The following is a 24,222-nucleotide window of genomic DNA, read 5'->3' as shown; positions in this document are numbered from 1 at the left end:
GGCTACGTATGACAACCGGGCCACCCTACCGGCGCCTCGCGGGTGCCAACGCGCGAACGACGCGGGGTCACCCTTGGATGGGACTCAGCTCACATCGGCTGCTCGGCCAACTCCCGCAATGCCTCGGAGATCGACTTCACTTCGTCCAGGCTGCCCGCGGCGACCGCGATGACGAGACGCTCAGCCGCGTCGATGTCCGGCCGCAACTGGACCTCGTTCATGGCCAGGAAGACGACGCAGGACACCCACGCCGTGCGCTTGTTCCCGTCGATGAAGGGGTGGTTGATCGCCAGCGATTGCAGAAGCGCCGCCGCCTTGTCGAACAGGTCGCTGTATGCCTCCTGCCCGAACATCGAGGCCGACGGTCGGTGCACGGCCGATTCCAGCAACCCCGCGTCCCGCACTACTACGGTCTGGTCGTCGACGGCCTGCTCGGCAATGGCCAGAACATCCTCGGCCGACAGATAGACGCAGGTCACTTGAGCCGCTCCAACAGCTCGGCCCATTTGGCGGTCTGCTCCTTGGCAGCCTTGCGGACCAGCGTCTCGTGAGCCGTCCTGGCCAGATAGTCGTCCACCGCTCTCAGCAGTATGGCGTGCATGCTGGTGCCCTCCTCCTCGGCGCGCAGCTTGAGTGCTTCCGTCTGGTCGTCACGAAGACGCAGGTTCATAGCCATACCAAAACGGTACCAGGCTCTGGGGTCATATCAGTACCATTCAAAAGCGTGCGGTCCGCACCCGCGTAGTCACCCAAGCCCCCACCAACGCCACCCCAGCCATCGGCAGAAACACCGCGGCGAAGGCGGCGGGATGGGAGCCACCCGCCGAGGTGGCCGCCTCCGTCACCGCGCCACCGCCCAGCGCGGCGAAGGCCGCACCGCCCACCGCGAGCAGGACGACGTTGGACAGCCCGTCCGAGATCTGCAACGCGGCGGAGTTCGCCCCGGCCTCCTCGGGCGCCGAGAGATGCAGCAGCAGCACGCTGGTCGAGGCGATCACCAGCCCCATCCCGAAGCACCCGAACGCCCACGCGACGGCGACGATCCACACCGGCACGGAGTGGATCAGCACACTCGGCGCCGCGGCGATGGCGGCCGCGACCAGCACCATGCCCAGGAACATCAGCCGCTCCCGGTACGGCTCCACCCGCGGCCTCGACTGCACGAAGGACCCCAGCGCCCAGGTCCCGCCGCCCGCCGCGAGCGAGAACCCGGCGAGCGTCGGCGACAGCCCCCGCTCGGTGACCAGCATGAGCGGCACGAAGGACTCGGCGGCGATGAAGGAGCCGGCCGCGACCCCGCGCAGCAGCACCACGGACGGCAGCCCGCGCGCCGCCCGGTAGGTGCCGCGCGGCAGCAGCCCGAGCACCGCCGGAACGAGCAGCGCACCGCCCGCCGCGGCCGGCACGAGCGAGACCCAGCGCAGATCCTGGGCGGCATACTGCAACAGCCCCGCGCCCAGCGCGATCCCGAACGCCAGCCGGATGCGCCGCCGGTCGAAGGGAACACGGTCGGCGCCCGAACCCGAACCCGACGTCAGCCGCCGTATCCGCGGCAGCGCGAGCGCCAGCGGAAGAACGACCAGCACCGGTATCCCCATGAACACCCAGCGCCAGCCGAGTTGCTCGGTGACCGTACCCGCCGCGAGCGGACCGACCACGGACGGCACCACCCAGGCCGCCGCGAACCCCGCCATGATCGACGGCCGCAGCCGCTCCGGATAGGCCCGCCCGACCACCACGTACAACGCGACGATGACGAGCCCGCCACCGAGCCCCTGCACGGCCCGCCCGAGGACGAACAGCCACATGGTCCCGGCCGTCCCGGACAGCAGCAGCCCCGCCGCGAAGGCCCCGATCCCGGCGGTCAGCGACGCCAGCGGGCCGTCCCGGTCCGACCACTGCCCGGCGAGCACCATCCCGAACAGGCTCGTCGTGAAGTACCCGGAGAACGCGAAGGCGTACAACGACACCCCGTCCAGCTCCCGGGCCGCCACGGGCATGGCCGTCCCGACCGCCGTCGCCTCGAACGCGATCAGCAGCACGACGGAGACGATGCCGACGCTGAGCGCCCGGTACGAACGGCTCAGCACCCCACCCTCGCCCACTGCCGGGACCGTCGTCACATCACGTGCATCCAGGGCTGCCATGACCGCCAGCGTAAGGGCCGCAACCGGCAGTGGCTCCTGTCCGGAGATGGTGATCGACTGGGCCTTTGGTCGTACGACCGCCCGCTCCCCTCGCCCCCCTTCATGAACGGCGTATGGCAGTCCCATTGCAGCGCCGCCGATCCCCTTGAGCCCCGCCCGCACCCCCGCCTACGGTCAACCCATCAGGTCGGAACGAGTGAGCCGTGCCGCACCTGAGAACGGCCGTGTGCCCGAGTGGTTCAGGGACTCGCCTGCAAAGCGAGTTACGTGGGTTCGATTCCCGCCACGGCCTCAAATAGTGCGCCTGACCTGTGTCCGGCCCCCGAACAGCCCCGGCACCGCACTCCGGACGCGCGCTGACCAGGGCCCGCCGACCCGGGGGCGCCCGTCAGGCACTTGGCCGAACTCCGCCCTGCGTATCGGCCCGATGCGGGTTAGCTTGTCCATGTTTTTCCGTATCCCCGTATCTCCGTATCTCCGTATCCCCGTTCTCGCCTTCAGCGCACCAGGCTGCGGGGGTCTTGGAAGCCCTACGACTTGTAGGGGGTGAAGGGTGGACGATGGCCCACGGCGCGAACGCCATGCTCGTCGGTATGCGACGACGCGAACCGGCGAACGGGCCCGGCGCGTCCTGGCGGACGCGCGGCGAGTGGCCGCTCGCGGCCGTGGCCTGCCTCTTCACGCTGGTCCAACTGGTGGTCGTACGCCCGGGCATGGGCCTCGGCTGGGACGAGACGGTGTACGTCAGCCAGGTCGGCACCCAGGCGCCCGCGGCCTTCTTCAGCGCACCGCGTGCCCGGGGCGTCTCACTACTGGTGGCGCCCATCGCGTCCTGGTCGACGTCCACCGAACTGCTGCGCGTCTACCTCGCGGTGCTGTCCGGCCTCGGCCTCTACCTGGCCCTGCGCGTGTGGCAGGGACTGTTCCCGACCCGGGTACTGGCCCTGGCCGGCGCGCTCTTCGCCTCCTTGTGGGTGACCCTCTTCTACGGCCCGCAGGCCATGCCCAACTACTGGGTCGCGATCGGCGCCCTGATCTGCGTCGGCTGCTTCCTGCGGGTCCGGGCGGACCGCCTGGACCGGGCAGCCCTGTGGGGCGTCGTCGCGGGCGCCGCGCTCATGGCGTGGATGCGGCCCACCGACGCGGTGTGGGTCACGCTGCCGCTGCTCGTCCTGGTGGTGGCGGCGCGCCTGTGGCGGCTCGCGGTCGCCCTCCTGGCGGGACTCATGGCGGGCGCGCTCGAGTGGGTGATCGAGGCGTACGTCAGTTACGGCGGCCTGGGGCAGCGACTGTCCGAAGCCTCCCGCATCCAGGGCGGACTCGGCTGGAACTTCGCCGTCGACGACCAACTGCGCAGCCTGGCCGGGCGGGCGCTGTGCCGCCCGTGCACCGTGCCGATGCCGAACCCGGTGGTGACGGCCTGGTGGTTCGTCCTCCCGCTGCTCGCCGCCGTCGGACTGGTGGTCGCGGTACGGGCCCACCGCACCGCACGCACGCTGCTGCCGCTGCTCTGTGCCGCGACGGCCGCCGTGCCGTACCTGTTCATGATCGGATACGCGGCTCCCCGCTTCCTGCTGCCCACCTACGCGCTCCTGGCCATCCCCGTCGCCGACGCGCTGTTCCACCTGGTCACCACGGAGAGCGGCCGTTGGCGACCGGTGGCGGCCGCCGTGATCGCGCTCGGGCTGGCGGGGCACCTGGCGGTGCAGTTCGCGGTCTTGGAGCACACCGTGGACCGCACCACCGCCGACCGCCGCGCCTGGGCCCGCACCGCCGGGGAACTGCACCGACTGGGCGTCCGCCCGCCGTGCCTGCTCACCGGGCACGAGGCCATCCCCGTCGCCTACTACACCGGCTGCTCCTCTGCGGCGACCAGCGGCAACAACGCCAACAGCACCGAGGCGGACATCCTGCGCACCTCCCGCCGTATACCGACCGCGGCCCTCACCGAACCCGGCGGACGACCACCCGCCTACGCCCGTGACTGGGACACCCACCGGTCCGCCGGCCTGGACCTCCACCTCGCGCCTACGGCGCGCGAGAACGGACCCGAATGACGTCCGAGCAGATCGCCCTCGCGCCCACAAACCTGCACAACGAGGCACGTGGGTTCAATTCCCGCCACGGCCTCCCCGACGGTGCTGGCCGCCCCCATCCAGGGGAGGCCGATCCGCGTTTCCGCGGGGTACGGGGTAGGGGGATTACGCCTGCAGCGTGCCGCCCGCCTGGTCCTCGAATATCTCGGGCCAGTAGCGCCAGCCGTCGTCGCCGGGCACGGCCGGGGCCGGGGTCGGGTCGCAGGCGAGGGGGTCGACTGTGGCGAGGGTGTGGGCCATGATCGCGGCGAGCTGTTCGTAGGAGTCGGTGAAGTCGTGGGCCGCGTCGATCGTCTGCTCTCGGTGCAGCAGCCAGAGGGTGAAGGCGAGGGTGGAGATGTCGGCGTTGAGCGGGCGCAGGATCATGTCCGGCTCGCTCCAGGTGAGGACCGCGCCCGTGGTGCCGTCCACCACGAGGCTGGTGTCCTCCAGCAGATGGCCGAGGCGGATCAGGCGGTCCGCCGTCGCGGGGAGTGCGTCCGCGGAGAAGTCGTCGGGGCGCTCGTCGGCGTAGTACTCGGTGAGGGCCGGCAGCGGCACCTCCATGTCCAGGTGGAAAAGCAGCCCGTCCTCCGGCAGGCCCGTCTCGCGCAGGAAGCGTCGGGTCGGCTCGTGCACGAGCGCGGGCGGGAAGTCGACGTCCTCGAAGCGCATGATGGCGCCCGCGCCGAACTCCTCGTCCAGCAGACGCTTCGGCAGGTCGAGGACGAGCCCCTCGCCGGGGCCCGAGATCCGGGCGAGGGGGCGGATCAGCGCGGCCATCCGCCAGTACGGCGCCAAGGCGTCGCCCGCGCCCGCCTCGAAGACCGCGGTGAGCGCGGCGGACGCCGCCGTGACCGCCTTCGGGCCGAACCGGCCCTCCGGGGAGGCGAACCGCCCGTGGAACGCCGTCAGTTCCTCCGTCGCCACCGCGAAGCGCACCAGGGCCTCCAGGGAAGGCGCCAGCGGCGCGAGGTCCATCAGGGAGGGCTTGGAGTAGATGTACGTCGTGGCGATCTCCCCCGTCGCCCCGTCCAGAACGATCGGCTCCAGGTCCCGGTCGAAGGTCCGCAGGGCCCCTACGACCAGTTGGTCCCGGAGCTCCTGGGCGAGTTCGTCGGCGTGGCCGACCAGGTCCGCCACCCGGCGCAGTCCGTGCTCCCGCAGCGTGTCGAACCCCAGCAGCGTGCTGTCGGACGGCACTCCGGGCCCCGTCAGCCACTGCCGCGTGCCCGTGTGCGTGACGTACGGATCCAGCTCGTCGTCGGTCAGCGTGATCGCGCCGATGACATCGGTGTCAGTCGTGCTCATGGCTCCCCCGCACATGCTCATGGCTTCCCGCGCATAGGAACGCGTCCGTGCTTCCCCCGTGGAGAACACCCGCCGTCCCAGCGGCATTTCCCCACTGACCAAAACCATACGCCGCCCCACTGACAACGCCGGAAACACGCAGGCACACACGGCGCACAGCCGGGAAACACACGGCTTCAAGCCACCCGTGCCTGCCCCCCATCCCCGCCGAGGAGTGTCCGCAGAGCTACAGAGCTACAGAGCGACAAGCGGGGTCAATGCGCCGTCACCACCGCCGCCTGCGGCCGGATGGGCAGCCGGTTCACCGGACGGCCGGTGGCGGCCCGTACGGCGGACGCGACCGCCGCCGGGGACGTCACGACCGGCACCGCGCTGGCCGCCTTCGCACCGAAGGGAGCGACGACGTCGCGCTCCTCGACAAGCTTGACGATATGGATGTCGGGTGCGTCGAGGGCCGTGGGGAGGGCGTAGCCGGTGAGGTCGGGGTGGCGGACCAGGCCGCGGGCCGTGCGCAGGTTCTCCGTGAGCGCGGCGCCGACGCCCTGCGTGACACCCGCCTCGATACGGGCGGTGAGCTGGGCGGGGTTGAGCACCCGGCCCACGTCCTGGGCGAGGGCCAGTTCCACGACGCGTACCGAGCCCAGTTCGATGTCGACGTCCACCACCGCGCGGATCGCGCAGAAGGCCAGGCCCACGAAGGCGTCGCCCTGACCCGCCCCGTCCAGCGGTTCCGTCGGGTGCGGGCGGCACTGGGCGGTGGCCCACAACTCCTTGCCGTCCATCGCCTCCGTCACGGTCGTGGACAGCACGCCGTCGTACGAGGTGATCTTTCCGTCCGTGATCTGGAGCAGCTCGGTGGACATGCCGAACTTGTGTGCCAGGGGCTGGAGCAGCTGCGTGCGGACCATCTTCGCGGCGCGTTCGACCGCTCCGCCCGAGACCCAGGTGTGGCGGCCCCGGCAGCTCGGGCCCGCGGGCGGCTGGTCGGTGTCGACCGGCGCCACGTGCACCTCGTCGATGCCGAGCGTCTCCTGGACGATCTGCCGGGCCAGTGTGGTGAAGCCCTGGCCGTGCTCGACGGCCGCGCAGAGCACCGTGGCGATGCCGTCGTGGACCTTGACCGTGGCCGTGGAGACCTCGTCCGCGCCCTCGGCGCCGAGCATGTGGACCATGCCGAGGGCGTAGCCGACTCCGCGGCGTACGGCGCCGGGTTCGCCCGCGCCTTCGGGGCCGCCGGGCAGCAGCCACTCGTCCTCGGGGGTGTCCTTGGGCAGCGCGGGGAGCGGGAAGTCCCGTACGGCTTGGAGGAGTTCGGCGACGGGGGCCGGGCAGGTCACCGTCTGGCCGGTCGGCAGGACGTCTCCGGTGGCCATCGCGTTGCGCAGGCGCAGCTCCGCCGGGTCGACGGCGAGTTTCTTGGCCAGCTTGTCCATCTGCGCCTCGTAGGCGGCGCAGACCTGCATGGCGCCTTCGCCGCGTACATGGCCGGAGGGCGGGTTGTTGGTGCGTACGGCCCAGCCCTCGATGAAGGCGTTCGGGATGACGTAGGGGCCGCAGGCGAAGGAGACGGCGGCGGCCAGCGACTCGGCGGAGGTGTCCGCGTACGCGCCCGCGTCGAGGAGGATCTGCGCCTCGACCTTCACCAGCTTGCCCTCGGCGTCCGCGTGGTGGCGGTAACGGAGCAAGGTGGGGTGTCGGTGGGCGTGGCCGAGGAAGGACTCTTCCCGCGTAGCGGTGAGCTTCACCGGGCAGCCGGTCTTCAACGCGAGCAGGCCGAGCGGGAGTTGGAAGCCCTGGTCCTCTCGGTCGGCGGTGGCGCCGGGCACACCGGTGACGACGACCTTCACGCGCTCGGGTTCGAGGCCGTAGCAGGCGGCGGCCGTGTCGCGGTCGGCGTGCGGGTCGGTGGAGGCGATGTAGAGCTCGACGCCGCCGTCGGGGCGGGGCACGGCGAGGCCGGCCTCGGCGCCGATCGGGGCCGGGTCCTGGCGGCCGATGCGGTACAGGCCCTCGACGACGATCTCGCCGACCGCGTCCGGGTCGCCGTGGCGCAGCGGGATGTGCCGGATCAGGTTGCCGTCGGGATGCAGGGGGTCGGCCTCGAAGGCCTGCTCCGGGTCGGTCACCGGGTCGAGTACTTCGTACTCGACGATGATGGCGGCCGCGGCCATCCGCGCGGTGTCCGGGTGGTCGGCGGCGACGGCCGCGATGGGCTCCCCGTGGTGGCGTACGACCTCGGAGGCGAACACCGGGCGGTCGGCCCTGCCGCGGCCGTGCAGGACGGCGCCGGGCACGTCCTCGTGGGTGATGACCGCGTGCACGCCGGGCATCTCGCGCGCGTGGCCGGTGTCGATCGACACGATGCGCGCGTGCGGGTGGGGCGATCTCAGCACGGCCGCCCACAGCAGGCCCTCGGCCCACAGGTCGGCGGCGTACGGGAAGGTGCCCTCCGCCTTCGCGCGGGCCTCCGCGGTCGGCAGCGAGACGCCGAGCCCGTGCGGCAGCGGCTCGGGGCCCGTCTCCGGCGTCGCGGGAGTCGCGGTGGCGGTCTCGTTGTTCACGCCTGGCCTCCGTCCTGGCCGTACGGCTGGTCATGCGGCGCTTGGTGGTCGTACGGGGAAGTGTCCTCGTACGGAGCCCGAGGTGCGGCCGGTCCGGCCGATCCTTCGAACGCCGATGCCTCGAACGCCGATGGGTTGACGCCGCCCGCGCCCGGGCCCGCCTGGTGCGGGATGCGTGCCTCTTCGGCGTCCGGCGCGGACACGGCGGCGGCCGCGCTGTGCGCCTCACGTTCGGAGACGACCTCGCGTACGGCGTCCAGGACCCCGCGGTAGCCGGAGCAGCGGCACAGATTGCCGCACAGCGCCTGGCGGGTCTCCAGTTCGGTGGGAGCGGGGTTGCCCTCGAGGAGGTCGTGCACGGTCATGGCCATACCCGGTACGCAGAAACCGCACTGCACCGCGCCGCACTTGGCCAGCGCACGCTGGACGTCCGAGGGCTGTCCGTCGGTGGCCAGGCCCTCGACGGTACGCACCTCGCTGCCCGCGGCGGTGACGGCGGGCACCAGGCAGGAGGCCACGAGCCGCCCGTCCACCTGCACGTTGCAGGCCCCGCACTCGCCCTGCGAGCAGCCGTCCTTGGCGCCCGCGAGACCGAGCCGCTCGCGCAGGACGTAGAGCAGCGACTCGCCGATCCAGGCGTCGGTCACGGGCCGGTCGACGCCGTTGACGCGCAGGACGTACGAGGCGAGGGGGTGGTCGTCGTGCGGGAGTGCCGAGGGCGCGGCGGAGTTTTCGGGGTGTTCGGGGTGCTGCGCGTCCGTCGCGTCCGCCCCGGGGTCGTCCGTGTCGGGGGCTTCGGCGGCCGACGGGGTTCCGGGGCCTCCCGAGGCCGAAGTCGGGTCCGGTTCGGGCGCGTCGGGGGTTCCGGGCGTCCCGGCGGCGGTCGGCGCGGGCCCGGCTACCGGCTCAGAAGCCTCCCGAGCGGGCTCTGCGGCCGTCCGGGCGGCTTCCGTGGGCGATTCCGCATGCGTCGGCCGTACGGGCTCCACAGGGGCCTCAGCGGCCACCCGCGGATCGGCCGACCAGGCCTGCCCGATCTCCGACTCCGTCGCCCAGGGCGCGGCCGCGCCGCCGGGGAGCGTGGCGGGCGGAGTGCCGCCCCACTGCTCGACCAGCGCCGAGGTGGTGAACTCGCCCGATTCGTCCGGAAGGTCACCCCCGGCGACCGGAATCGACCACTGCCCGGTGACGTCGTGCCCGGGGTGCGCTTCGACGGTGCCCTGCTGGGCGGGCGGCGCGGCCTCCTGGAAGTCCCACTGGCCGGTGGCTCCGGGGTGGTACGAGAACCCGTCGTGCGTGGCTTCCTGGTGTGCCGCTTCCTGGTGCCCGGCGTTGGGATCCGGCCACTGGACCGCACCGGCCTGCGCGGCCCAGGTGCCCGTCGCGCCCGGGTCGGCAGTCGGGGGCGCCACGGCGAACTGCGGGGGCACGTAGCCGTGTCCGGGCGCCGCGAGCGGGCTGTCCCGCTCCGCCAGAAGGGCTTCGATGCCCCCCTCGGGCAGCTTGACGAAGGCGGTGGCGCCGTCGTCGTAGTCACCCTGCGGGAGGGGGTCCCACCGGCCGCCGGCCTGCGGAGTGCCCTCTCCGTGCTGTTCGTCGGTCACGACAGTGCCCTCCCCAGTGCTCGTCGGGCCAGCGCGGCGACGGTGCGCCGCAGGTGCAGCACGGCGGGCGGAAGCTGTTGTACGGAGCCGTCCTCGGCGGGGACGGGGTCGGGGATGCAGGCCGCGGCGACGTACTCCCCGAACGCGGTGAGCGCCTCGGGCACGATCGTGCGGCTGTTGTCCCAGTCGATCAGCTGGGCGACCCACGCCTCGGCGTCCAGGGGCCGCAGCGGCATCGGCGCTATGGCACCGACGGCGCACCGCACACCGCGCCGGGCCGGGTCGAGGACGAGCGCCACGGACGCGATCGCGCGCCCGGGTCCGGTACGTCCCGTCGCCTTCACGAAGACCTGCGGCGCGTGCAGCAGCGGCACGCGCACGTAGCCGATGAGTTCGCCGCCGCGGAGCATCTCCACGCCCGCGAGCAGGTGCGACACCGGGATCTCGCGGCGGGCCCCGCCCGGGCCCGCGATGATCAACGTGGCCTCCAGGGCGGCCAGCACGGGCAGCGCGTCCCCCGTGGGGGAGGCCGAGGCGATGTTGCCGCCCAGGGTGCCCGCGTTGCGGATCTGCGGTGGGCCGGCGGCGCGCGCGGAGGCGGCGAGCGCGGGAATGAGGGCCGCGAAGTCGGGGCGCCCCATACGCGCATGGGTGAGGCCGGCGCCCAGCAGGGCGTGGCCGTCCTGGTACTGCCAGCCGCGGATCTCGCTGATCCGGCCGAGGCCGACGAGCGCGGCGGGCCGCAGCTGTCCGGAGTTGATCGCGGCCATGAGGTCGGTGCCGCCGGCCACGGGAACGGCGGCGGGCATGGCGGCGAGGGCCGCCACTGCCTCGTCCAGCGAGGCGGGCAGTGTCACGGCCTGCGCCGCCTGCGGTGCGTGCGTGGTCAAACCGGCTGCCCCTTCCCACTGCCCCACCTGGTCCCACCTGTGTTGCGCGTACGGTACGTGCTGACAGGGCGGACGTGGCAACTCTGGCACATCTTCCCCGGCCCCCGACGCGGGGGTCCGCTAGGAGGCATTCGCCCCCCTCACCAGGGAGATGGTCCGTTTTCATACGGCATCACCGGTCAGTTCGAATTGCCAGCCTTCGGTGACTTCTGGGCGCCTTTTCCCTTGTGAGGCCACTGTGTCGGGCCGAGCGGCCCGCGACACGCCGCCGGGGAGTCAGCTCACACGTTTGGGGGCGCCCCCTCGATCGGGCGTCCGAGCACACCTGGGCGCCGCTGCCACGGCAGCGGCCCGCCCGGCGGGCGATAGGCCACTCCCAGGGCGTCAAGTCGCCCGTAGTGGACGGTCATCCGCTGTTCGAAGTCGGCGAAGTCCCGCTCGGCGGGGGCGGGCAGGGCGCTCCAGGCGACCTCGGCGAAGGCCGCGAGCCGGGGGAACATCTGGTAGTCCACGCGCGCGGGGTCCTCCATCACCTCGGTCCACACGTTGGCCTGAGTGCCCAGCACATGCCGCGCCTCCGCCTCGGTGAGCTGGGGCGGCACGGGCTCGAAGCGGTAGACGTCCTCCAGGGTGCGGACGTATCCGATGGGCACCGGCTCGTCCGCGCCGGCGTCCTGACGGTGGTCCAGATACACGTGCTGCTCGGGGCACATGACGACGTCGTGGCCCGCGCGGGCGGCGGTGATGCCGCCCTGGTAGCCGCGCCACGAGGACACGGCAGCCCCTTCCGCGAGGCCGCCCTCCAGGATCTCGTCCCAGCCGATAAGCCGGCGCCCGCGCGCGGAGAGCCAGTTGTCGAAATGGCGGATGAACCAGGACTGCAACGCGTCCTCGTCCGCGAGTCCCAGCTCCTTGATCCGCGCCTGGACGGCCGGCGACTGTCGCCACTGGTCCTTGGCGCACTCGTCGCCGCCGATGTGGATGAACTCCGAGAACGGTGCGGCGTCCGCCGGGAACAGGTCGAGGAGTTCCTCGAACACCCCCTCGTAGAAGCGCAGGGTGTTGTCGGTGGGGGCGAGTACGTTTTTGGAGACGCCCCAGGTGTCCCGGACGGAGAGGGAGGTCACGCCTTCCATGGACGCGGCGATGACATCGGTGTTGCCCAGTTCCGGATACGCGGCGATGGCGGCCTGGCTGTGCCCCGGGATGTCGATTTCGGGGACGACGCTGATATGCCGCTCGGCGGCGTACGCGACGATCTCGCGGATGTCGTCCTGCGTGTAGAAGCCCCCGTGCGGCTTCTCCTCCCACAGCGGCGAGGCGCGATGGCCGATTTCCGTGCGCGCCCGCCAGGATCCGACCTCCGTCAGCTTCGGGTAGCGCTTGATCTGGACACGCCAGCCTTGGTCGTCGGTGAGGTGGAAGTGGAAGACATTGAGTTTGTGGGCCGCCAGCAGGTCGAGATGGCGCAGGACGCCGTCCTTGGGCATGAAGTGCCGGGAGACGTCGAGCATGACGCCGCGCCAGCGGAATCGGGGGGCGTCCTCGATGATCTGGTGCGGGATTCCGTAGGTCGTCCCCGGCCGAACGGGGGCACGGCGGAAGGCGTCGGGGCCGAGGAGCTGACGCAGCGTCTGCGCGCCCCAGAACACTCCGGCCGCGCTGCCGCCGCGGATCTCGATGCCCCGGTTGACGACGACGCTGAGTTTGTACGCCTCCGGCTCCAGCGTGTCGTCGAGGAGCAGCCGTACGGCATTGCGGGCATCCTGCGGCCCTGGTGGCAGCGGCAGGCCGAGCGCCGCGCCGAGCGTGGCGCGCAGCCAGCGCTCCGTGGTCCCTGTGCCAGGCCCGGCCCACAGGGTGGTGTCCGCCTCGAGCGGGACCCCGCAGCGCATGGGTCCCTGGACGGCGCGGGGTGCCGGAATCACCTCGGTCATGTCAGTCCTTTACCGCTCCGCCCAGCCCGGAGACCAGTCGTCGCTGTACGAGTACGAAGAAGATCAGCACCGGAATCGTCATGACCGTGGAAGCGGCCATCACACCGCCCCAGTCGGGTTCGTCCGGCTTGTAGAAGACGAGGAGGGCCATCGGCAGGGTGGACTGTGACATGTCGCTGATGATGAAGGACTTGGCGAACAGGAAGTCGTTCCAGGCGGAGATGAAGGAAAAGACACTCGTGGCCACCAGCCCCGGGAAGACGAGGGGGAAAAGGATCTGCCAGAGGAATCGCGCGCGGCTCGCCCCGTCGATGTACGCGGCCTCCTCCAGCGCGTCCGGAACGGCCTTCACAAAACCGCGCAGCATCCAGATCGCGAAGGGCAGCGAGAAGGCGATGTGCGGCAGGATCAGCGAGCCCAGCGTGTTCAGCTGACCGAAGTCCCGCATGAGGAAGAAGAGGGGGATCGTCAGCGCCTCGACGGGCACCATCTGGGCGACCAGGAACATGATCAACAGGGTGGTCCGGAAACGGAAGCGGAATCGCGTCACCGCCGTCGCCGCGAGAAACGCGATGAGCGCCGAGACGACGACCACGGAGCCCGCCACCACCAGGCTGTTGAGGAAGTAACGGCCGAATTGCTGCTGCCCGAAGACGCGCCGGAAGGAATCCAGGGAGGGCGACAGGGTCCACGGCCGAGGCTCGGTGGACTCGATCTCTCCCGCCGGTTTGAAGGCGCTCAGCACCATCCAGTAGAGGGGGAAAGCGACGACCACGGCGATCAGCAGCGCGGACGCCTCGGCGGCGAGCCGCCAGGGACGGCGTAGGACACCCCGCAGGAAGCTCACAGTTCCTCCCCCTGTCTGCGCAGCAGCCGCAGATACACGAGCGTGACCGCCAGCAGGATCACCAGCATCACCACGCCGATCGCCGAGCCGAGGCCGTACTGCGAGGCGGCGAACGCCTTCTGGTACGCGTACACGTTCAGCACGAGGTTCTGTCCGGCGATGCCGCCGCCGTTCGTCATCACATAGATCTGCGTGAAGACCTTGAAGTCCCAGATGACCGACTGGATGGTGACGACGACCAGGATCGGCCGGAGCATCGGCGCGAGCACCGAGCGCCAGATCCGCCACTGCGAGGCGCCGTCCAGGGCGGCCGCCTCCAGCACCTCACCCGGTACGGCGCGGATCCCCGCGTACACCGTCACCATCACGAACGGGAAGGAGCACCACACCACTTCGAGCAGCACGAGCGCGAAGGCGCTGTACCGGCCGTACGTCCATGAGTGGTCGCCGATCCCCAGCACCCGGTTGACGGGGCCGAAGTCGGGGTCGAAGAGGAGCAGCCAGACCGTGGAGCCGGTGACGGCCGGGGTCGCCCAGGCGCCCAGCGCGGCCAGCATCAGCGCGAGGCGCGGCAGGGCCCGTACGCGGGTGAGGAGCACGGCGAGGGCGCAACCGGTGGCCAGGGTGGAGACCACACAGGCCGCCGCGAACACCACCGTGGCGAGCAGCACCTGCCAGAACTGGTCGTCGGCGAAGAGCGTGGCGTAGTTGCCGAAGCCCTCGAAGCTGGTCGGTTCGCCTCCGCTGACCTGTGCCTGGGTGTACTTCAGGAGTGAGATCAGGCCCAGTTGGTAGATGGGGTAGACGAGCAGGCCGCCGAGGACGACGAGGGCGGGGGCCAGATAGAGCCAGGGGGTCCGGGCCGGGCCCCGGCGCCGGGGCCCGGCGGGTGCCTCTTTGATCACCGTGACCCGCTCGGCCACGGTGTCTTGCGTCGCCATCCGCTCAGCCCGCGGAGCTGAACGCGTCGTTCATCTTCTTCGCCGCGTCCTTCGAGGCCGCCGCGACGCCCTTCTTGCCGCTGACGATCTCCTGGAACATCGTCGGCAGCACCAGCGAGGCGTCGATCTGTGCCCAGGCCGGCGAGGCGGGCACGAACTTGGCTCCGGAGGCGAGCGTCTTCACGAAGGGCGCGACGAACGGCTCCTTCTTGGCGACGTCGTCGCGCACGTCGATGAAGGTCGGCAGGAAGCCCATCGCGTCGAAGAGCTCACCCTGCGTCTTCTTGCTCGCCAGCTCCTTCATCAGGTCGACGGCGAGGGTGCGGTGCGAGGTGCTCTTCAGTACGCCGATGTTGTTGCCGCCCGCGAACGCCGGGGCGATCTCGCCCGCCTTCAGGCCCGGCAGCGGTACGACGGCGTACTTGCCCTTGACCTTCCCGGCCTCGATCGCCGCGTGGCTGAAGTCGCCGCCGATGGCCATGCCCGCCTTGCCCGCGGCGAAGGCCGTCACCGTGTCGTTGCCGCCCATGCCCGCGCACTTGGCGGCGGGACAGTTGTCGTCGCCGAAGAGAGCGGTGTAGGTCTTGATGCCCTGCTGGGCGGCCGCGCTGTCGATGGTCGCGGCGTACGAACCGCCCTTGCCCCGGGCGAGTTCACCGCCGTGGGACCAGATGAAGGGCATCGCGCCGTAGGTGTAGGCGCCGCCGACCGCGAGCCCGTACAGGCCGGGCTCAGCTTTGTGGATCTTCCGGGCGGTCTCGGCCAACTCGTCCTGGGTCTTCGGGACCTCGAGGCCCAGGTTCTTGAGGATGTCGGTGCGGTAGTAGAGGGCGCGGACGCCGACGAAGAGCGGGGCGCCGTAGATCTTCCCGTCGACCGTGACCGACTGCTCGGCGGTCGGGTCGGTGTCCTTGGACTCGCTCCAGCCGGTGAAGTCCTTGGTGACGTCCGCGAGTCCGCCGTCCTTGACGTAACCGGCGGTGTCCGTGTTGCCGTACTCGATGACGTCCGGGGCGCTCTTCGGGTCGTTGAAGGCGGCCTTCATGCGCTGGGCGCGGGTCTCCACGGGGATGTACTCGATGGTGACCTCGGTGTCCTTGTGGGCCTTCTTGAAGGTGTCGACGGCCGCGGCGACGACCTTCTCCTTCGGGGCGTTGTCGACCTCCTGGAAGAGCCAGACCCGCAGGGTGCCGGTCTTCTCGTCCTTTCCGGAGGAGGAGTTGCCGGAGGTCTGGGGGGCACAGGCGGTGGCGGTGAGCCCGGCGACGACGAGTGTCGCCACCGCGGCGGCCGTTCGGACAGAGAGCTTCATCGAGCATCCTCCGATGGGGGTGCGTTGCACCATGCGCAACGACTGTTTCGCCCTGCACAACACACCGGAGGCTATGGACTACATGAACATGTCCACAAGAGGTCTCAACCACTCTGTGACCGCGGGACGCACTCCGTGCAACGCACGACAAAGCCGCGGCACCCCGATCCGGGGTGCCGCGGCCGTGCTCGATCGACGCGACGTGCCGCGCCGAGGCGCGTCAGCGAGGGCGTTACTTCTTGTCGCCGCCCTTGCCCTTGTCGCCACCGGCGCCCATGGACTCGTAGATCTCCTTGCACATGGGACACACGGGGTACTTCTTCGGGTCGCGGCCCGGGACCCACACCTTGCCGCAGAGGGCCACGACGGGCGTGCCGTCGAGGGCGCTCGCCATGATCTTGTCCTTCTGGACATAGTGGGCGAAGCGCTCGTGGTCACCGTCGCCGTGCGACACCTGCGGCGTCGGCTCTACGAGGGTCCCCGTCCCAGTGCCTCGCTGGGGCTGGGTCTCAGGCTCAAGAGTGCTCATAGAAGCCAAGCGTACTCAAGGTCACAGGCATCAGTTGAGCGAAGGGTCGTCCGGATACGTGGCCACCATCGCCAGTTCGTTGCGCTGGCGGCGCAGAACCTCGCGCCAGAGCCGTTCGGGTGACGGGGAGGAGACGTCGCCGGGTTCGGACTCGACGACGTACCACGCGCCCTCGACCAGTTCGTCCTCGAGCTGGCCCGGGCCCCAGCCCGCGTACCCGGCGAAGATGCGCAGGGACCCCAGGGCGGAGGCGAGCAGCTCGGGCGGGGCCTCCAGGTCCACGAGGCCGATCGCGCCGTGCACACGCCGCCAGCCGAGCGGAGCGCGCTCGCCGGCCGCGACGCCGCCCGGGATCACCGCGACGCCCAGCGCCGAGTCGAGCGACACCGGGCCGCCCTGGAAGACGACACCGGGTTCGCCGGTCAGGTCCGCCCAGGCCGCCAGGATGTCGCCGACGTCCACCGGTGTGGGCCGGTTGAGGACGACGCCGAGGGAGCCCTCCTCGTCGTGGTCGAGGAGCAGCACCACCGCGCGGTCGAAGTTCGGGTCCGCCAGGGCGGGCGTGGCCACGAGCAGCCGCCCTGTGAGCGAGGACACCTCGGTCATGCCAGACATGATCCCGCATCTTCCCCGAGTAGGGGGACCCAATGCCCGTACCCGGGTGAATGCAGCTCAGGGCGCAGAGAAGCGTTCCCCGCGCACAGCGTCACCGGTGACCCCGTGTGCCCGATTCAAAACCGTTCGTGTTGTGGCAAAGCTATGACGCCGCTGAGTGGTACTTGGGCTTACTTAAGGGGGGTGGGCGGCGATTACCCTTGCTCATCGGCTCGCGCCCAACCGGCCTGCCGACGCACACGCCTGCCCAACTCATCGGAACGCGAGATACATGACCGTCAACGGCTCTGACGATGTACTGCTTGTCCACGGCGGAACCCCGCTCGAGGGTGAGATCCGTGTCCGCGGTGCGAAGAATCTCGTACCGAAGGCCATGGTCGCCGCCCTGCTGGGCAGCGCACCGAGCCGCCTGCGCAATGTCCCCGACATCCGTGACGTGCGCGTCGTACGGGGGCTGCTGCAACTGCACGGCGTGACCGTCCGTCCGGGTGAGGAGCCGGGCGAGCTGATCCTCGACCCGTCGCACGTCGAGAGCGCGAACGTCGCCGACATCGACGCGCACGCGGGTTCGTCGCGCATCCCGATCCTTTTCTGCGGACCACTGTTGCACCGTCTGGGGCATGCGTTCATCCCGGGCCTCGGCGGCTGTGACATCGGCGGCCGGCCGATCGACTTCCACTTCGAGGTGCTGCGGCAGTTCGGCGCGAAGATCGAGAAGCGGGAGGACGGCCAGTACCTGGAGGCCCCGCAGCGGCTGCGCGGCACCAAGATCCAGCTGCCGTACCCGTCGGTGGGCGCGACCGAGCAGGTCCTGCTGACCGCCGTGCTCGCGGAGGGCGTCACCGAGCTGTCCAACGCGGCCGTGGAGCCCGAGATCGAGGACCTCATCTGCGTACTGCAGAAGATGGGCGCGATCATCGCCATGGACACCGACCGGACGATCCGCATCACCGGTGTCGACTCGCTCGGCGGCTACACCCACGCGGCCCTCCCGGACCGCCTGGAGGCCGCCTCCTGGGCGTCCGCGGCGCTGGCGACCGAAGGCAACATCTACGTCCGCGGCGCCCAGCAGCGCTCGATGATGACGTTCCTGAACACCTACCGCAAGGTCGGCGGCGCCTTCGAGATCGACGACGAGGGCATCCGCTTCTGGCACCCCGGCGGCCAGCTCAAGTCGATCGCGCTGGAGACGGACGTCCACCCGGGCTTCCAGACCGACTGGCAGCAGCCGCTGGTGGTCGCCCTGACCCAGGCGACCGGCCTGTCGATCATCCACGAGACGGTGTACGAGTCCCGCCTCGGCTTCACCTCCGCGCTGAACCAGATGGGCGCGCACATCCAGCTCTACCGGGAGTGCCTCGGCGGCTCGAACTGCCGCTTCGGCCAGCGCAACTTCCTGCACTCCGCGGTCGTTTCCGGCCCCACCCGGCTCCAGGGCGCCGACCTGGTCATCCCGGACCTCCGCGGCGGCTTCTCGTACCTGATCGCGGCGCTCGCGGCCCAGGGCACGTCGCGGGTACACGGCATCGACCTCATCAACCGCGGCTACGAGAACTTCATGGACAAGCTCGTGGAGCTGGGGGCGAAGGTGGAGCTGCCCGGCAAGGCGCTCGGCTGACCGAACCGCTCCGTCCCGGCCCGGGGGCAACGCCGCCCCGGCTGGGGGTCCGGGGGTCAGCCCCCGGGTAGACACAGCATGGACAAGCTCGTGGAGCTGGGGGCGAAGGTGGAGCTGCCCGGCAAGGCGCTCGGCTGACCGAACCGCTCCGTCCCGGCCCGGGGGCAACGCCGCCCCGGCTGGGGGTCCGGGGGTCAGCCCCCGGGTAGACACAGCATGGACAAGCTCGTGGAGCTGGGGGCGAAGGTGGAGCTGCCCGGCAAGGCGCTCGGCTGACCGAACCGCTCCGTCCCGGCCCGGGGGCAACGCCGCCCCGGCTGGGGGTCCGGGGGTCAGCCCCCGGGTAGACACAGCATGGACAAGCTCGTGGAGCTGGGGGCGAAGGTGGAGCTGCCCGGCAAGGCGCTCGGGTAGTCACGCGGGCACCTGTACGCCAATGGGGCGGCCCCTCGATGAAGGGGGCCGCCCCATTGGCGTTGCTGCGCCTCGTACGCGTCCGGCGCGTACCAAGAGGCTTACTTGCCCTTGGCGGCTTCCTTGAGCTTGGAGCCCGCGGAGACCTTCACGCTGTAGCCGGCCGGGATCTGGATCGGGTCGCCGGTCTGCGGGTTGCGCGCGGTGCGAGCGGCACGGTGGGTGCGCTCGAAGGTCAGGAAGCCGGGGATGGTGACCTTCTCGTCGCCCTTGGCGACGATCTCGCCGACGGTCTCGGCGAACGCGGCCAGAACGGCGTCGGCGTCCTTGCGGGTCACCTCGGCGCGGTCGGCCAGCGCGGCCACCAGCTCACTGCGGTTCATGTTGTTACTCCCGTGTTCTTCTTGCCGTTGAGGCGTACCACGCGGCGGAGCCGCATGTTGGATGCGGCGAAGCCGATGCTGCCAGGGTCCTCGGTCGGTCCCCGGACCCGGGTCCGTAGCCAGACCCTCGCGCCCGAAGACGCATCCTGCCCCCACCTGCGGCGGGAAAGCCAATCCGGCACCCCTGGGAGTCACACGAACACCCTTGGGAGTCACACGAAAAGCGCCACTGCCTCAGTGTGGTGACGCTCCGTCCGCTCCTGGCAGCGGACCGCAGGGCCTGGGAGGCCTGGAGCCTGGCCGCCACCCTAGAGGGCGGCCAAGGGCCCCGCATCTCGCGACGCGCCGGGTTCGGTCCGCCGTGGCGATCGTCACAGCCGCGGCACACCTTCCAGCACCATCCAGCCCGTCCGGCGTTCGAGGACGAGGCCGTTCAGGCCGATGCGGGGGCCTGGGGGCGGCAGCCCCCTCAGCGACGCCCCCACAGCCCCGGGCCCTACTCGAGCGGGGCCGACACCGACCCTCCAGCCGCCCGAGCCGCGGTGCGCACCGCTCCGGCGACCGCGCCCGCGACCTTGTCGTTGAAGACGCTCGGGACGATGTAGTTCGGGTTCAGCTCGTCCTCGGTCACCACGCCCGCGAGGGCGGCCGCGGCGGCCAGCATCATCTCCGTGTTGACCGTGCGCGACTGGGCGTCCAGGAGGCCACGGAAGACGCCCGGGAAGACCAGGACGTTGTTGATCTGGTTGGGGAAGTCGGAGCGCCCGGTGGCCACAACTGCCGCCGTCTGACGGGCGATTGCCGGGTCGACCTCGGGGTCGGGGTTCGCGAGCGCGAACACGATGGCACCCTCGGCCATGGCGGCCACATCGTCGCCGTCCAGGACGTTCGGGGCGGAGACGCCGATGAACACGTCGGCGCCGCGCACGGCCTCCTTCAACGTGCCCGTCAGGCCCTCGGGGTTGGTGTTGTCGGCGATCCAGCGCAGCGGCGAATCCGGGGCGGCGTCCACCAGGTCCGTGCGGTCCGCGTGCACGACGCCGTGGATGTCGGCGACGACGGAGTTCTTGACGCCGGCGGCGATCAGCAGCTTGAGGATGGCCGTACCGGCCGCGCCCGCACCGGACATGACCACGCGGATGTCACCGATGGCCTTCCCCGCGACACGCAGGGCGTTCGTGAGGGCGGCGAGGACGACGATCGCGGTGCCGTGCTGGTCGTCGTGGAAGACGGGGATGTCGAGGGCCTCGCGCAGCCGGGCCTCGATCTCGAAGCAGCGCGGGGCAGAGATGTCCTCGAGGTTGATGCCCGCGAAGCCGGGGGCGATGGCCTTGACGATCTCCACGATCGCGTCGGTGTCCTGGGTGTCCAGGCAGATCGGCCAGGCGTCGATACCGGCGAAGCGCTTGAAGAGGGCCGCCTTGCCCTCCATGACCGGGAGGGCGGCCATCGGGCCGATGTTGCCGAGGCCCAGCACGGCCGAGCCGTCCGTCACGACCGCAACGGAGTTGCGCTTGATGGTGAGGCGGCGGGCGTCCTCGGGGTTCTCGGCGATCGCCATGCACACACGGGCCACGCCCGGCGTGTAGATCATCGAGAGGTCGTCACGGTTGCGGATGGGGTGCTTGGACGCCATCTCGATCTTGCCGCCGAGGTGCATCAGGAACGTACGGTCGGAGACCTTGCCGAGGGTGACGCCCTCGATGTGGCGCAGCTGCTCGACGATCTCGTCGGCGTGCGCGGTGGAGGTCGCCGCGATGGTGACGTCGATCCGGAGCTTCTCGTGCCCGGACGCGGTCACGTCGAGGCCGGTCACCGAGCCTCCGTGGGACTCGACGGCCGTGGTGAGCTGGGAGACCGCCGTTCCGCTCGCGGGCACCTCCAGCCGGACCGTCATCGAGTAGGAGACGCTGGGCGCCGTTGCCATGGCCGACTTCCTCTGCTTTCACCGGGTGCTGCGTGTGCTGCGCCTACGGGTGGGGCGCGGGTATGCCGTCCGATCGTCGCACCTACCGCGGAGTACGCGGTAGCCGCCCTGGGTTGCGAACGTTTTGTTCGCGGGAGGCGTGCGGTTTCGGAAAAACGATTCCACCATACGAGAAGTGTGGTGCCGGTGGTAGGGCGGCCCCGGGGGGAGTCCGCGCCGCGCAAATGAACTTTCGGGACGGGAATTGCCTCGCGGGGATCGTTTGTTACCGTGGACGTGACACCGGCCCGATCCAAGCCCCCGGGCCCAACCTTCGTCGCTACGAGCGACCACTTGCCGCGAGGCGAGCATGGCGGGTCGGTGTCATTGAACGAACGAAGAGGCCCACGTCACCTGGTGACGTGGGCCTCTTCGCTGTACTCGACTCGCCGTACTGCCTCAGTCCCGCAGCAGGTCAGGCACGCCGTTGTCGTCCGGCTCGTCCCGGTCGCCCGAGACGATGGTCAGCTGCTGGGTCGCGCGGGTCAGGGCGACGTACAGGACACGCAGACCGGCCGGCGACTCGTCGGCGATCTCCGCGGGTGAGACGACGACCGTCGCGTCGTACTCCAGACCCTTCGCCTCCAGGCTGCCGAGCGCCACCACCCGGTCGCCGAGCCCGGCGAGCCAGCGGGCGGCCTCCGCACGCCGGTTCATGGCCACGACGACGCCCACGGTGCCGTCCACGAGGGCGAGCAGACGGGCGGCCTCCGCGCGTACGGACTGCGCGAGGGAGCTGTCCGTTTTCACGAAGCGCGGCTCGACTCCCGTGGACCGTACGGCGGACGGGGACTCGGAGCCGGGCATCGCGAGGGCGAGGACCTTGGCGGCCAGCTCGGCGATCTCGGCGGGGTTGCGGTAGTTGACGGTGAGGGTGAAGCGGCGCCGGGGACGGCTCCCCAGGGCCTCGTCGCGGGCCTCCGCCGCCTCGTCGGGGTCGGACCACGAGGACTGCGCCGGGTCACCGACGACGGTCCATGTGGCGTGTCGGCCGCGCCTGCCCACCATCCGCCACTGCATGGGCGTGAGGTCCTGCGCCTCGTCGACGATGACGTGCGCGTACTCGGTCCGCTCCTGCGCCAGCCGCTCGGCGCGCTCCCACTGTGTCTCCTCGCGGGTGGGCATCAGCTCCTCGAGGCCGGTGAGCTGGTCGAGCGGGTCCAGCTCGCGCCGCTTCCGGGGCCGGGCGGGGCTGCCGAGGATGGCGGTCAGCTCGTCCAGCATCGCCACGTCGTGCACGGACAGGCCGTCCCGCTTGAGCGAGCGCGCCACCCGGCGGACCTCGCCGGGGTTGAGGATCCGGCGCGCCCACCGGCCGAGGCGCCGCTCGTCCGCCATCGCGGCCAGCACGTCCCGGGGGGTCAGCTCCGGCCACCACGCGTTCAGGAACTCGATGAAGCTGTCCTCGGACGTGATGTCCTCGTCGAACGACGACCGCAGCTCCGCGGCCAGCTCCGGGTCCGCGTGCCGCGTCCCTGCCCCCGACCGCGCCCACAGCGCGTCCAGCAGCAGTTTGCGGGCGCGCGGGCGCAGCAGGTTCACCGGGGCGGTGCCGCTCAGCGCGTTGCGCTTGATGCGATCCAGCTCCGCCGCCTCCAGTTCCAGGCGCCGCCCGAACGCGACGACGCGCAGACGGGTGGGAGGACCGGCGGGGCCCTGCGGGTCGGTCTCCCCAAGGTCCTCGAGTTCCCCAAGGTCCTCGAGTGCCTCAAGTTCCTCGAGTGCCTCGCCGAAGGCGAGCTGCTGGGCGGCGCCCGTCTGCGGGCCTTCGGCCCTGTCACCGTTCCGCGAGCGCGCGGGCATGGGGGTGGTGGGTGCTGCGGCGCCCCCTGGACCCCCGCTTGCCGCGCCGCGGCCGCCGCGGGCGAAGCCGCCGCGCCCGGACGTCTGTCCGACGCCACCCGGCCCCTCGAGTACCCCCCGTGCCACCTTCCGCAGCAGCTTCAGCATGCGGTGTGAGCCCTTGGCTCGGGCCACGGCCGGGGAGTCGTACAGGGTGGCTTCCACGCCGTCGACGAGGGAGCCGATGGCGCGGATGGCTACCTGGCCCTCCTCTCCGAGGGAGGGCAGGACGCCCTCCGTGTAGGCGACCAGGAGGGGGGTCGGGGAAACGATCAGGATGCCGCCCGCGTAGCGGCGGCGGTCCTGGTAGAGGAGGTACGCCGCCCGGTGCAGGGCCACCGCTGTCTTGCCGGTGCCCGGACCGCCCTCGACGTATGTCACCGACGCGGCGGGGGCACGGATCACCAGGTCCTGTTCCGCCTGGATCGACGCCACGATGTCACGCATGGTGTGGCTGCGGGCCTGACCGAGCGCGGCCATGAGGGCGCCGTCGCCGATGACCGGGAGTGCGTGGCCGTCGAGGGTGGCCGTCAGCTCCGGACGCATCAGGTCGTCCTCGACGCCGAGGACCTTGCGGCCCTTGGAGCGGATGACCCGACGCCGGACCACACGGCCCGGGTCCACCGGCGTGGAGCGGTAGAACGGGGCCGCGGCAGGCGCCCGCCAGTCGATGACCAGGGGCGCGTACTCCGAGTCCAGCACCCCGATACGGCCGATGTGGAGCGTCTCCGCGATCTCGGCGTACTGGCCGGTCTCGTCCGTGCGCACCGCACCCTCGGCCGGATCGACGGCCGTGTACGCGCCGTCCGGACCCTTCTGGCCGTCCTTGCCCAAAAGCAGATCGATACGGCCGAAGAGGAAGTCCTCGAATTCGTTGTTGAGGCGGTTCAGATGAATCCCCGCCCGGAACACCTGGGCGTCGCGCTCCGCGAGCGCCCCCGGCGTTCCGACCTGACCGCGCTTGGCGGCGTCGTTCATCAGGAACTCCGCCTCGTGGATCTTCTCCTCGAGGCGCCGGTACACCCGGTCCAGATGTTGCTGTTCGACGCTGATCTCGCGATCCCGTACGGAGTCCTCCATGGCGTTCTTCACGGAGTTCTCCGGTACGGAATCGTGGACCGAGCCGAGCGCGGTTTCCTGCTGAGCCTGAGCGGCCACCGGGCCCCCTTCTGACGTGCTGGGCAGCCGTCAACCGTACGCGAAGGGGACCCCGTGAGGCTACGTGCGTGG

At 71.0% G+C, this 24,222-nt stretch carries 18 protein-coding genes and 1 tRNA gene; 3 read left to right on the top strand and 16 right to left on the bottom strand.

Translation table 11 applies throughout. The features are described 5' to 3' along the window. Nucleotides 1-89: 89 nt before the first annotated feature. From ACX28W_RS15430 to ACX28W_RS15420, 3 genes are read right to left on the bottom strand one after another with little or no spacing between them, the layout of a single operon-like run. A complete protein-coding gene (locus tag ACX28W_RS15430) occupies nt 90-479 on the bottom strand; it encodes a type II toxin-antitoxin system death-on-curing family toxin (RefSeq protein ID WP_458999590.1) in 390 nt (129 codons plus the stop codon). Continuing rightward, nucleotides 476-676 (bottom strand): CopG family transcriptional regulator, encoded by a 201-nt coding sequence (locus tag ACX28W_RS15425; RefSeq protein WP_404741013.1) that lies wholly within the window; start codon nt 674-676, stop codon nt 476-478. The genes ACX28W_RS15430 and ACX28W_RS15425 overlap by 4 nt, the downstream gene beginning before the upstream one ends. Before the next feature lie 40 nt (nt 677-716). Beyond that, entirely contained in the window at nt 717-2,147 is a 1,431-nt protein-coding gene (locus ACX28W_RS15420; protein WP_458999515.1) for an MFS transporter, read from the bottom strand. Nucleotides 2,148-2,367: 220 nt separating this feature from the next. On the opposite strand from ACX28W_RS15420, the gene ACX28W_RS15415 reads away from it, so the two are divergent. Together ACX28W_RS15415 and ACX28W_RS15410 are read left to right on the top strand one after the other, a co-directional pair. Next, a tRNA-Cys gene (locus ACX28W_RS15415) sits at nt 2,368-2,439 on the top strand. Nucleotides 2,440-2,707: 268 nt separating this feature from the next. After that, nucleotides 2,708-4,204 carry a hypothetical protein gene (locus tag ACX28W_RS15410; RefSeq protein ID WP_458999514.1) on the top strand — a complete coding sequence of 499 codons (1,497 nt, stop codon included), beginning with the start codon at nt 2,708-2,710 and terminating at the stop codon, nt 4,202-4,204. A 144-nt stretch (nt 4,205-4,348) separates the two neighbouring features. Here ACX28W_RS15410 and ACX28W_RS15405 read toward each other — a convergent pair whose 3' ends face one another. The 10 genes from ACX28W_RS15405 to ACX28W_RS15360 all read right to left on the bottom strand — a co-directional run bounded on the left by ACX28W_RS15405 (nt 4,349) and on the right by ACX28W_RS15360 (nt 16,760). Next, complete coding sequence (locus ACX28W_RS15405; RefSeq protein WP_458999512.1) at nt 4,349-5,533, bottom strand: SUKH-4 family immunity protein; 1,185 nt, start codon at nt 5,531-5,533, stop codon at nt 4,349-4,351. A 254-nt stretch (nt 5,534-5,787) separates the two neighbouring features. Further along, a complete protein-coding gene (locus tag ACX28W_RS15400; protein ID WP_458999511.1) occupies nt 5,788-8,094 on the bottom strand; it encodes a xanthine dehydrogenase family protein molybdopterin-binding subunit in 2,307 nt (768 codons plus the stop codon). Next, nucleotides 8,091-9,698, bottom strand: coding sequence for a (2Fe-2S)-binding protein (locus ACX28W_RS15395; protein WP_458999510.1), 1,608 nt, complete (start codon nt 9,696-9,698; stop codon nt 8,091-8,093). The genes ACX28W_RS15400 and ACX28W_RS15395 overlap by 4 nt, the downstream gene beginning before the upstream one ends. Beyond that, nucleotides 9,695-10,588 (bottom strand): FAD binding domain-containing protein, encoded by an 894-nt coding sequence (locus tag ACX28W_RS15390; RefSeq protein ID WP_458999509.1) that lies wholly within the window; start codon nt 10,586-10,588, stop codon nt 9,695-9,697. Before ACX28W_RS15390 ends, ACX28W_RS15395 begins: the two co-directional genes overlap by 4 nt. Nucleotides 10,589-10,869: 281 nt before the next feature. Further along, the gene (locus ACX28W_RS15385; protein WP_458999507.1) at nt 10,870-12,525 is read right to left on the bottom strand and encodes a beta-N-acetylhexosaminidase; all 1,656 of its coding nucleotides are present in this window, start codon (nt 12,523-12,525) and stop codon (nt 10,870-10,872) included. Between the two features lies 1 nt (nt 12,526). Beyond that, nucleotides 12,527-13,372: a carbohydrate ABC transporter permease gene (locus tag ACX28W_RS15380; RefSeq protein ID WP_458999506.1), complete on the bottom strand. Its 846-nt coding sequence runs from the start codon at nt 13,370-13,372 to the stop codon at nt 12,527-12,529. Next, a complete protein-coding gene (locus ACX28W_RS15375) occupies nt 13,369-14,313 on the bottom strand; it encodes a carbohydrate ABC transporter permease (protein WP_458999505.1) in 945 nt (314 codons plus the stop codon). The genes ACX28W_RS15380 and ACX28W_RS15375 overlap by 4 nt, the downstream gene beginning before the upstream one ends. 4 nt (nt 14,314-14,317) lie before the next feature. Further along, nucleotides 14,318-15,625: an extracellular solute-binding protein gene (locus ACX28W_RS15370; RefSeq protein ID WP_458999504.1), complete on the bottom strand. Its 1,308-nt coding sequence runs from the start codon at nt 15,623-15,625 to the stop codon at nt 14,318-14,320. A 232-nt stretch (nt 15,626-15,857) separates the two neighbouring features. Next, complete coding sequence (locus tag ACX28W_RS15365) at nt 15,858-16,154, bottom strand: DUF3039 domain-containing protein (protein ID WP_362069601.1); 297 nt, start codon at nt 16,152-16,154, stop codon at nt 15,858-15,860. A 30-nt stretch (nt 16,155-16,184) separates the two neighbouring features. After that, complete coding sequence (locus tag ACX28W_RS15360; RefSeq protein WP_458999503.1) at nt 16,185-16,760, bottom strand: YqgE/AlgH family protein; 576 nt, start codon at nt 16,758-16,760, stop codon at nt 16,185-16,187. Between the two features lie 280 nt (nt 16,761-17,040). Here ACX28W_RS15360 and murA point away from each other — a divergent pair, with 280 nt between their 5' ends. Next, nucleotides 17,041-18,387 carry a UDP-N-acetylglucosamine 1-carboxyvinyltransferase gene (gene murA, locus ACX28W_RS15355; RefSeq protein WP_458999502.1) on the top strand — a complete coding sequence of 449 codons (1,347 nt, stop codon included), beginning with the start codon at nt 17,041-17,043 and terminating at the stop codon, nt 18,385-18,387. A 515-nt stretch (nt 18,388-18,902) separates the two neighbouring features. On the opposite strand, the gene ACX28W_RS15350 is transcribed toward murA, so the two are convergent. From ACX28W_RS15350 to ACX28W_RS15340, 3 genes are all read right to left on the bottom strand, one after another. Then, on the bottom strand, nt 18,903-19,184 hold the full coding sequence (locus ACX28W_RS15350) for an HU family DNA-binding protein (protein WP_007382399.1): 282 nt from the start codon (nt 19,182-19,184) through the stop codon (nt 18,903-18,905). A gap of 496 nt (nt 19,185-19,680) precedes the next feature. Continuing rightward, nucleotides 19,681-21,111: a malic enzyme-like NAD(P)-binding protein gene (locus ACX28W_RS15345; protein ID WP_458999501.1), complete on the bottom strand. Its 1,431-nt coding sequence runs from the start codon at nt 21,109-21,111 to the stop codon at nt 19,681-19,683. A 438-nt stretch (nt 21,112-21,549) separates the two neighbouring features. Further along, on the bottom strand, nt 21,550-24,150 hold the full coding sequence (locus ACX28W_RS15340; protein ID WP_458999499.1) for a HelD family protein: 2,601 nt from the start codon (nt 24,148-24,150) through the stop codon (nt 21,550-21,552). Between the last annotated feature and the right edge of the window lie 72 nt (nt 24,151-24,222).

This window comes from Streptomyces sp. SD15, from assembly GCF_054462255.1.
Note: the sequence above shows the minus strand (reverse complement) of the source record. Positions and strands in the feature narration are given on the sequence as shown.

Coding starts and splice junctions, on each gene's coding strand:
- ACX28W_RS15425 (WP_404741013.1), bottom strand. CDS start 676: ATGGCTATGAACCTGCGTCTTCGTGACGACCAGACGGAAGCACTCAAG.
- ACX28W_RS15420 (WP_458999515.1), bottom strand. CDS start 2,147: ATGGCAGCCCTGGATGCACGTGATGTGACGACGGTCCCGGCAGTGGGC.
- ACX28W_RS15410 (WP_458999514.1), top strand. CDS start 2,708: ATGGCCCACGGCGCGAACGCCATGCTCGTCGGTATGCGACGACGCGAA.
- ACX28W_RS15405 (WP_458999512.1), bottom strand. CDS start 5,533: ATGAGCACGACTGACACCGATGTCATCGGCGCGATCACGCTGACCGAC.
- ACX28W_RS15385 (WP_458999507.1), bottom strand. CDS start 12,525: ATGACCGAGGTGATTCCGGCACCCCGCGCCGTCCAGGGACCCATGCGC.
- ACX28W_RS15375 (WP_458999505.1), bottom strand. CDS start 14,313: ATGGCGACGCAAGACACCGTGGCCGAGCGGGTCACGGTGATCAAAGAG.
- ACX28W_RS15370 (WP_458999504.1), bottom strand. CDS start 15,625: ATGAAGCTCTCTGTCCGAACGGCCGCCGCGGTGGCGACACTCGTCGTC.
- ACX28W_RS15365 (WP_362069601.1), bottom strand. CDS start 16,154: ATGAGCACTCTTGAGCCTGAGACCCAGCCCCAGCGAGGCACTGGGACG.
- ACX28W_RS15360 (WP_458999503.1), bottom strand. CDS start 16,760: ATGACCGAGGTGTCCTCGCTCACAGGGCGGCTGCTCGTGGCCACGCCC.
- murA (WP_458999502.1), top strand. CDS start 17,041: ATGACCGTCAACGGCTCTGACGATGTACTGCTTGTCCACGGCGGAACC.
- ACX28W_RS15350 (WP_007382399.1), bottom strand. CDS start 19,184: ATGAACCGCAGTGAGCTGGTGGCCGCGCTGGCCGACCGCGCCGAGGTG.
- ACX28W_RS15345 (WP_458999501.1), bottom strand. CDS start 21,111: ATGGCAACGGCGCCCAGCGTCTCCTACTCGATGACGGTCCGGCTGGAG.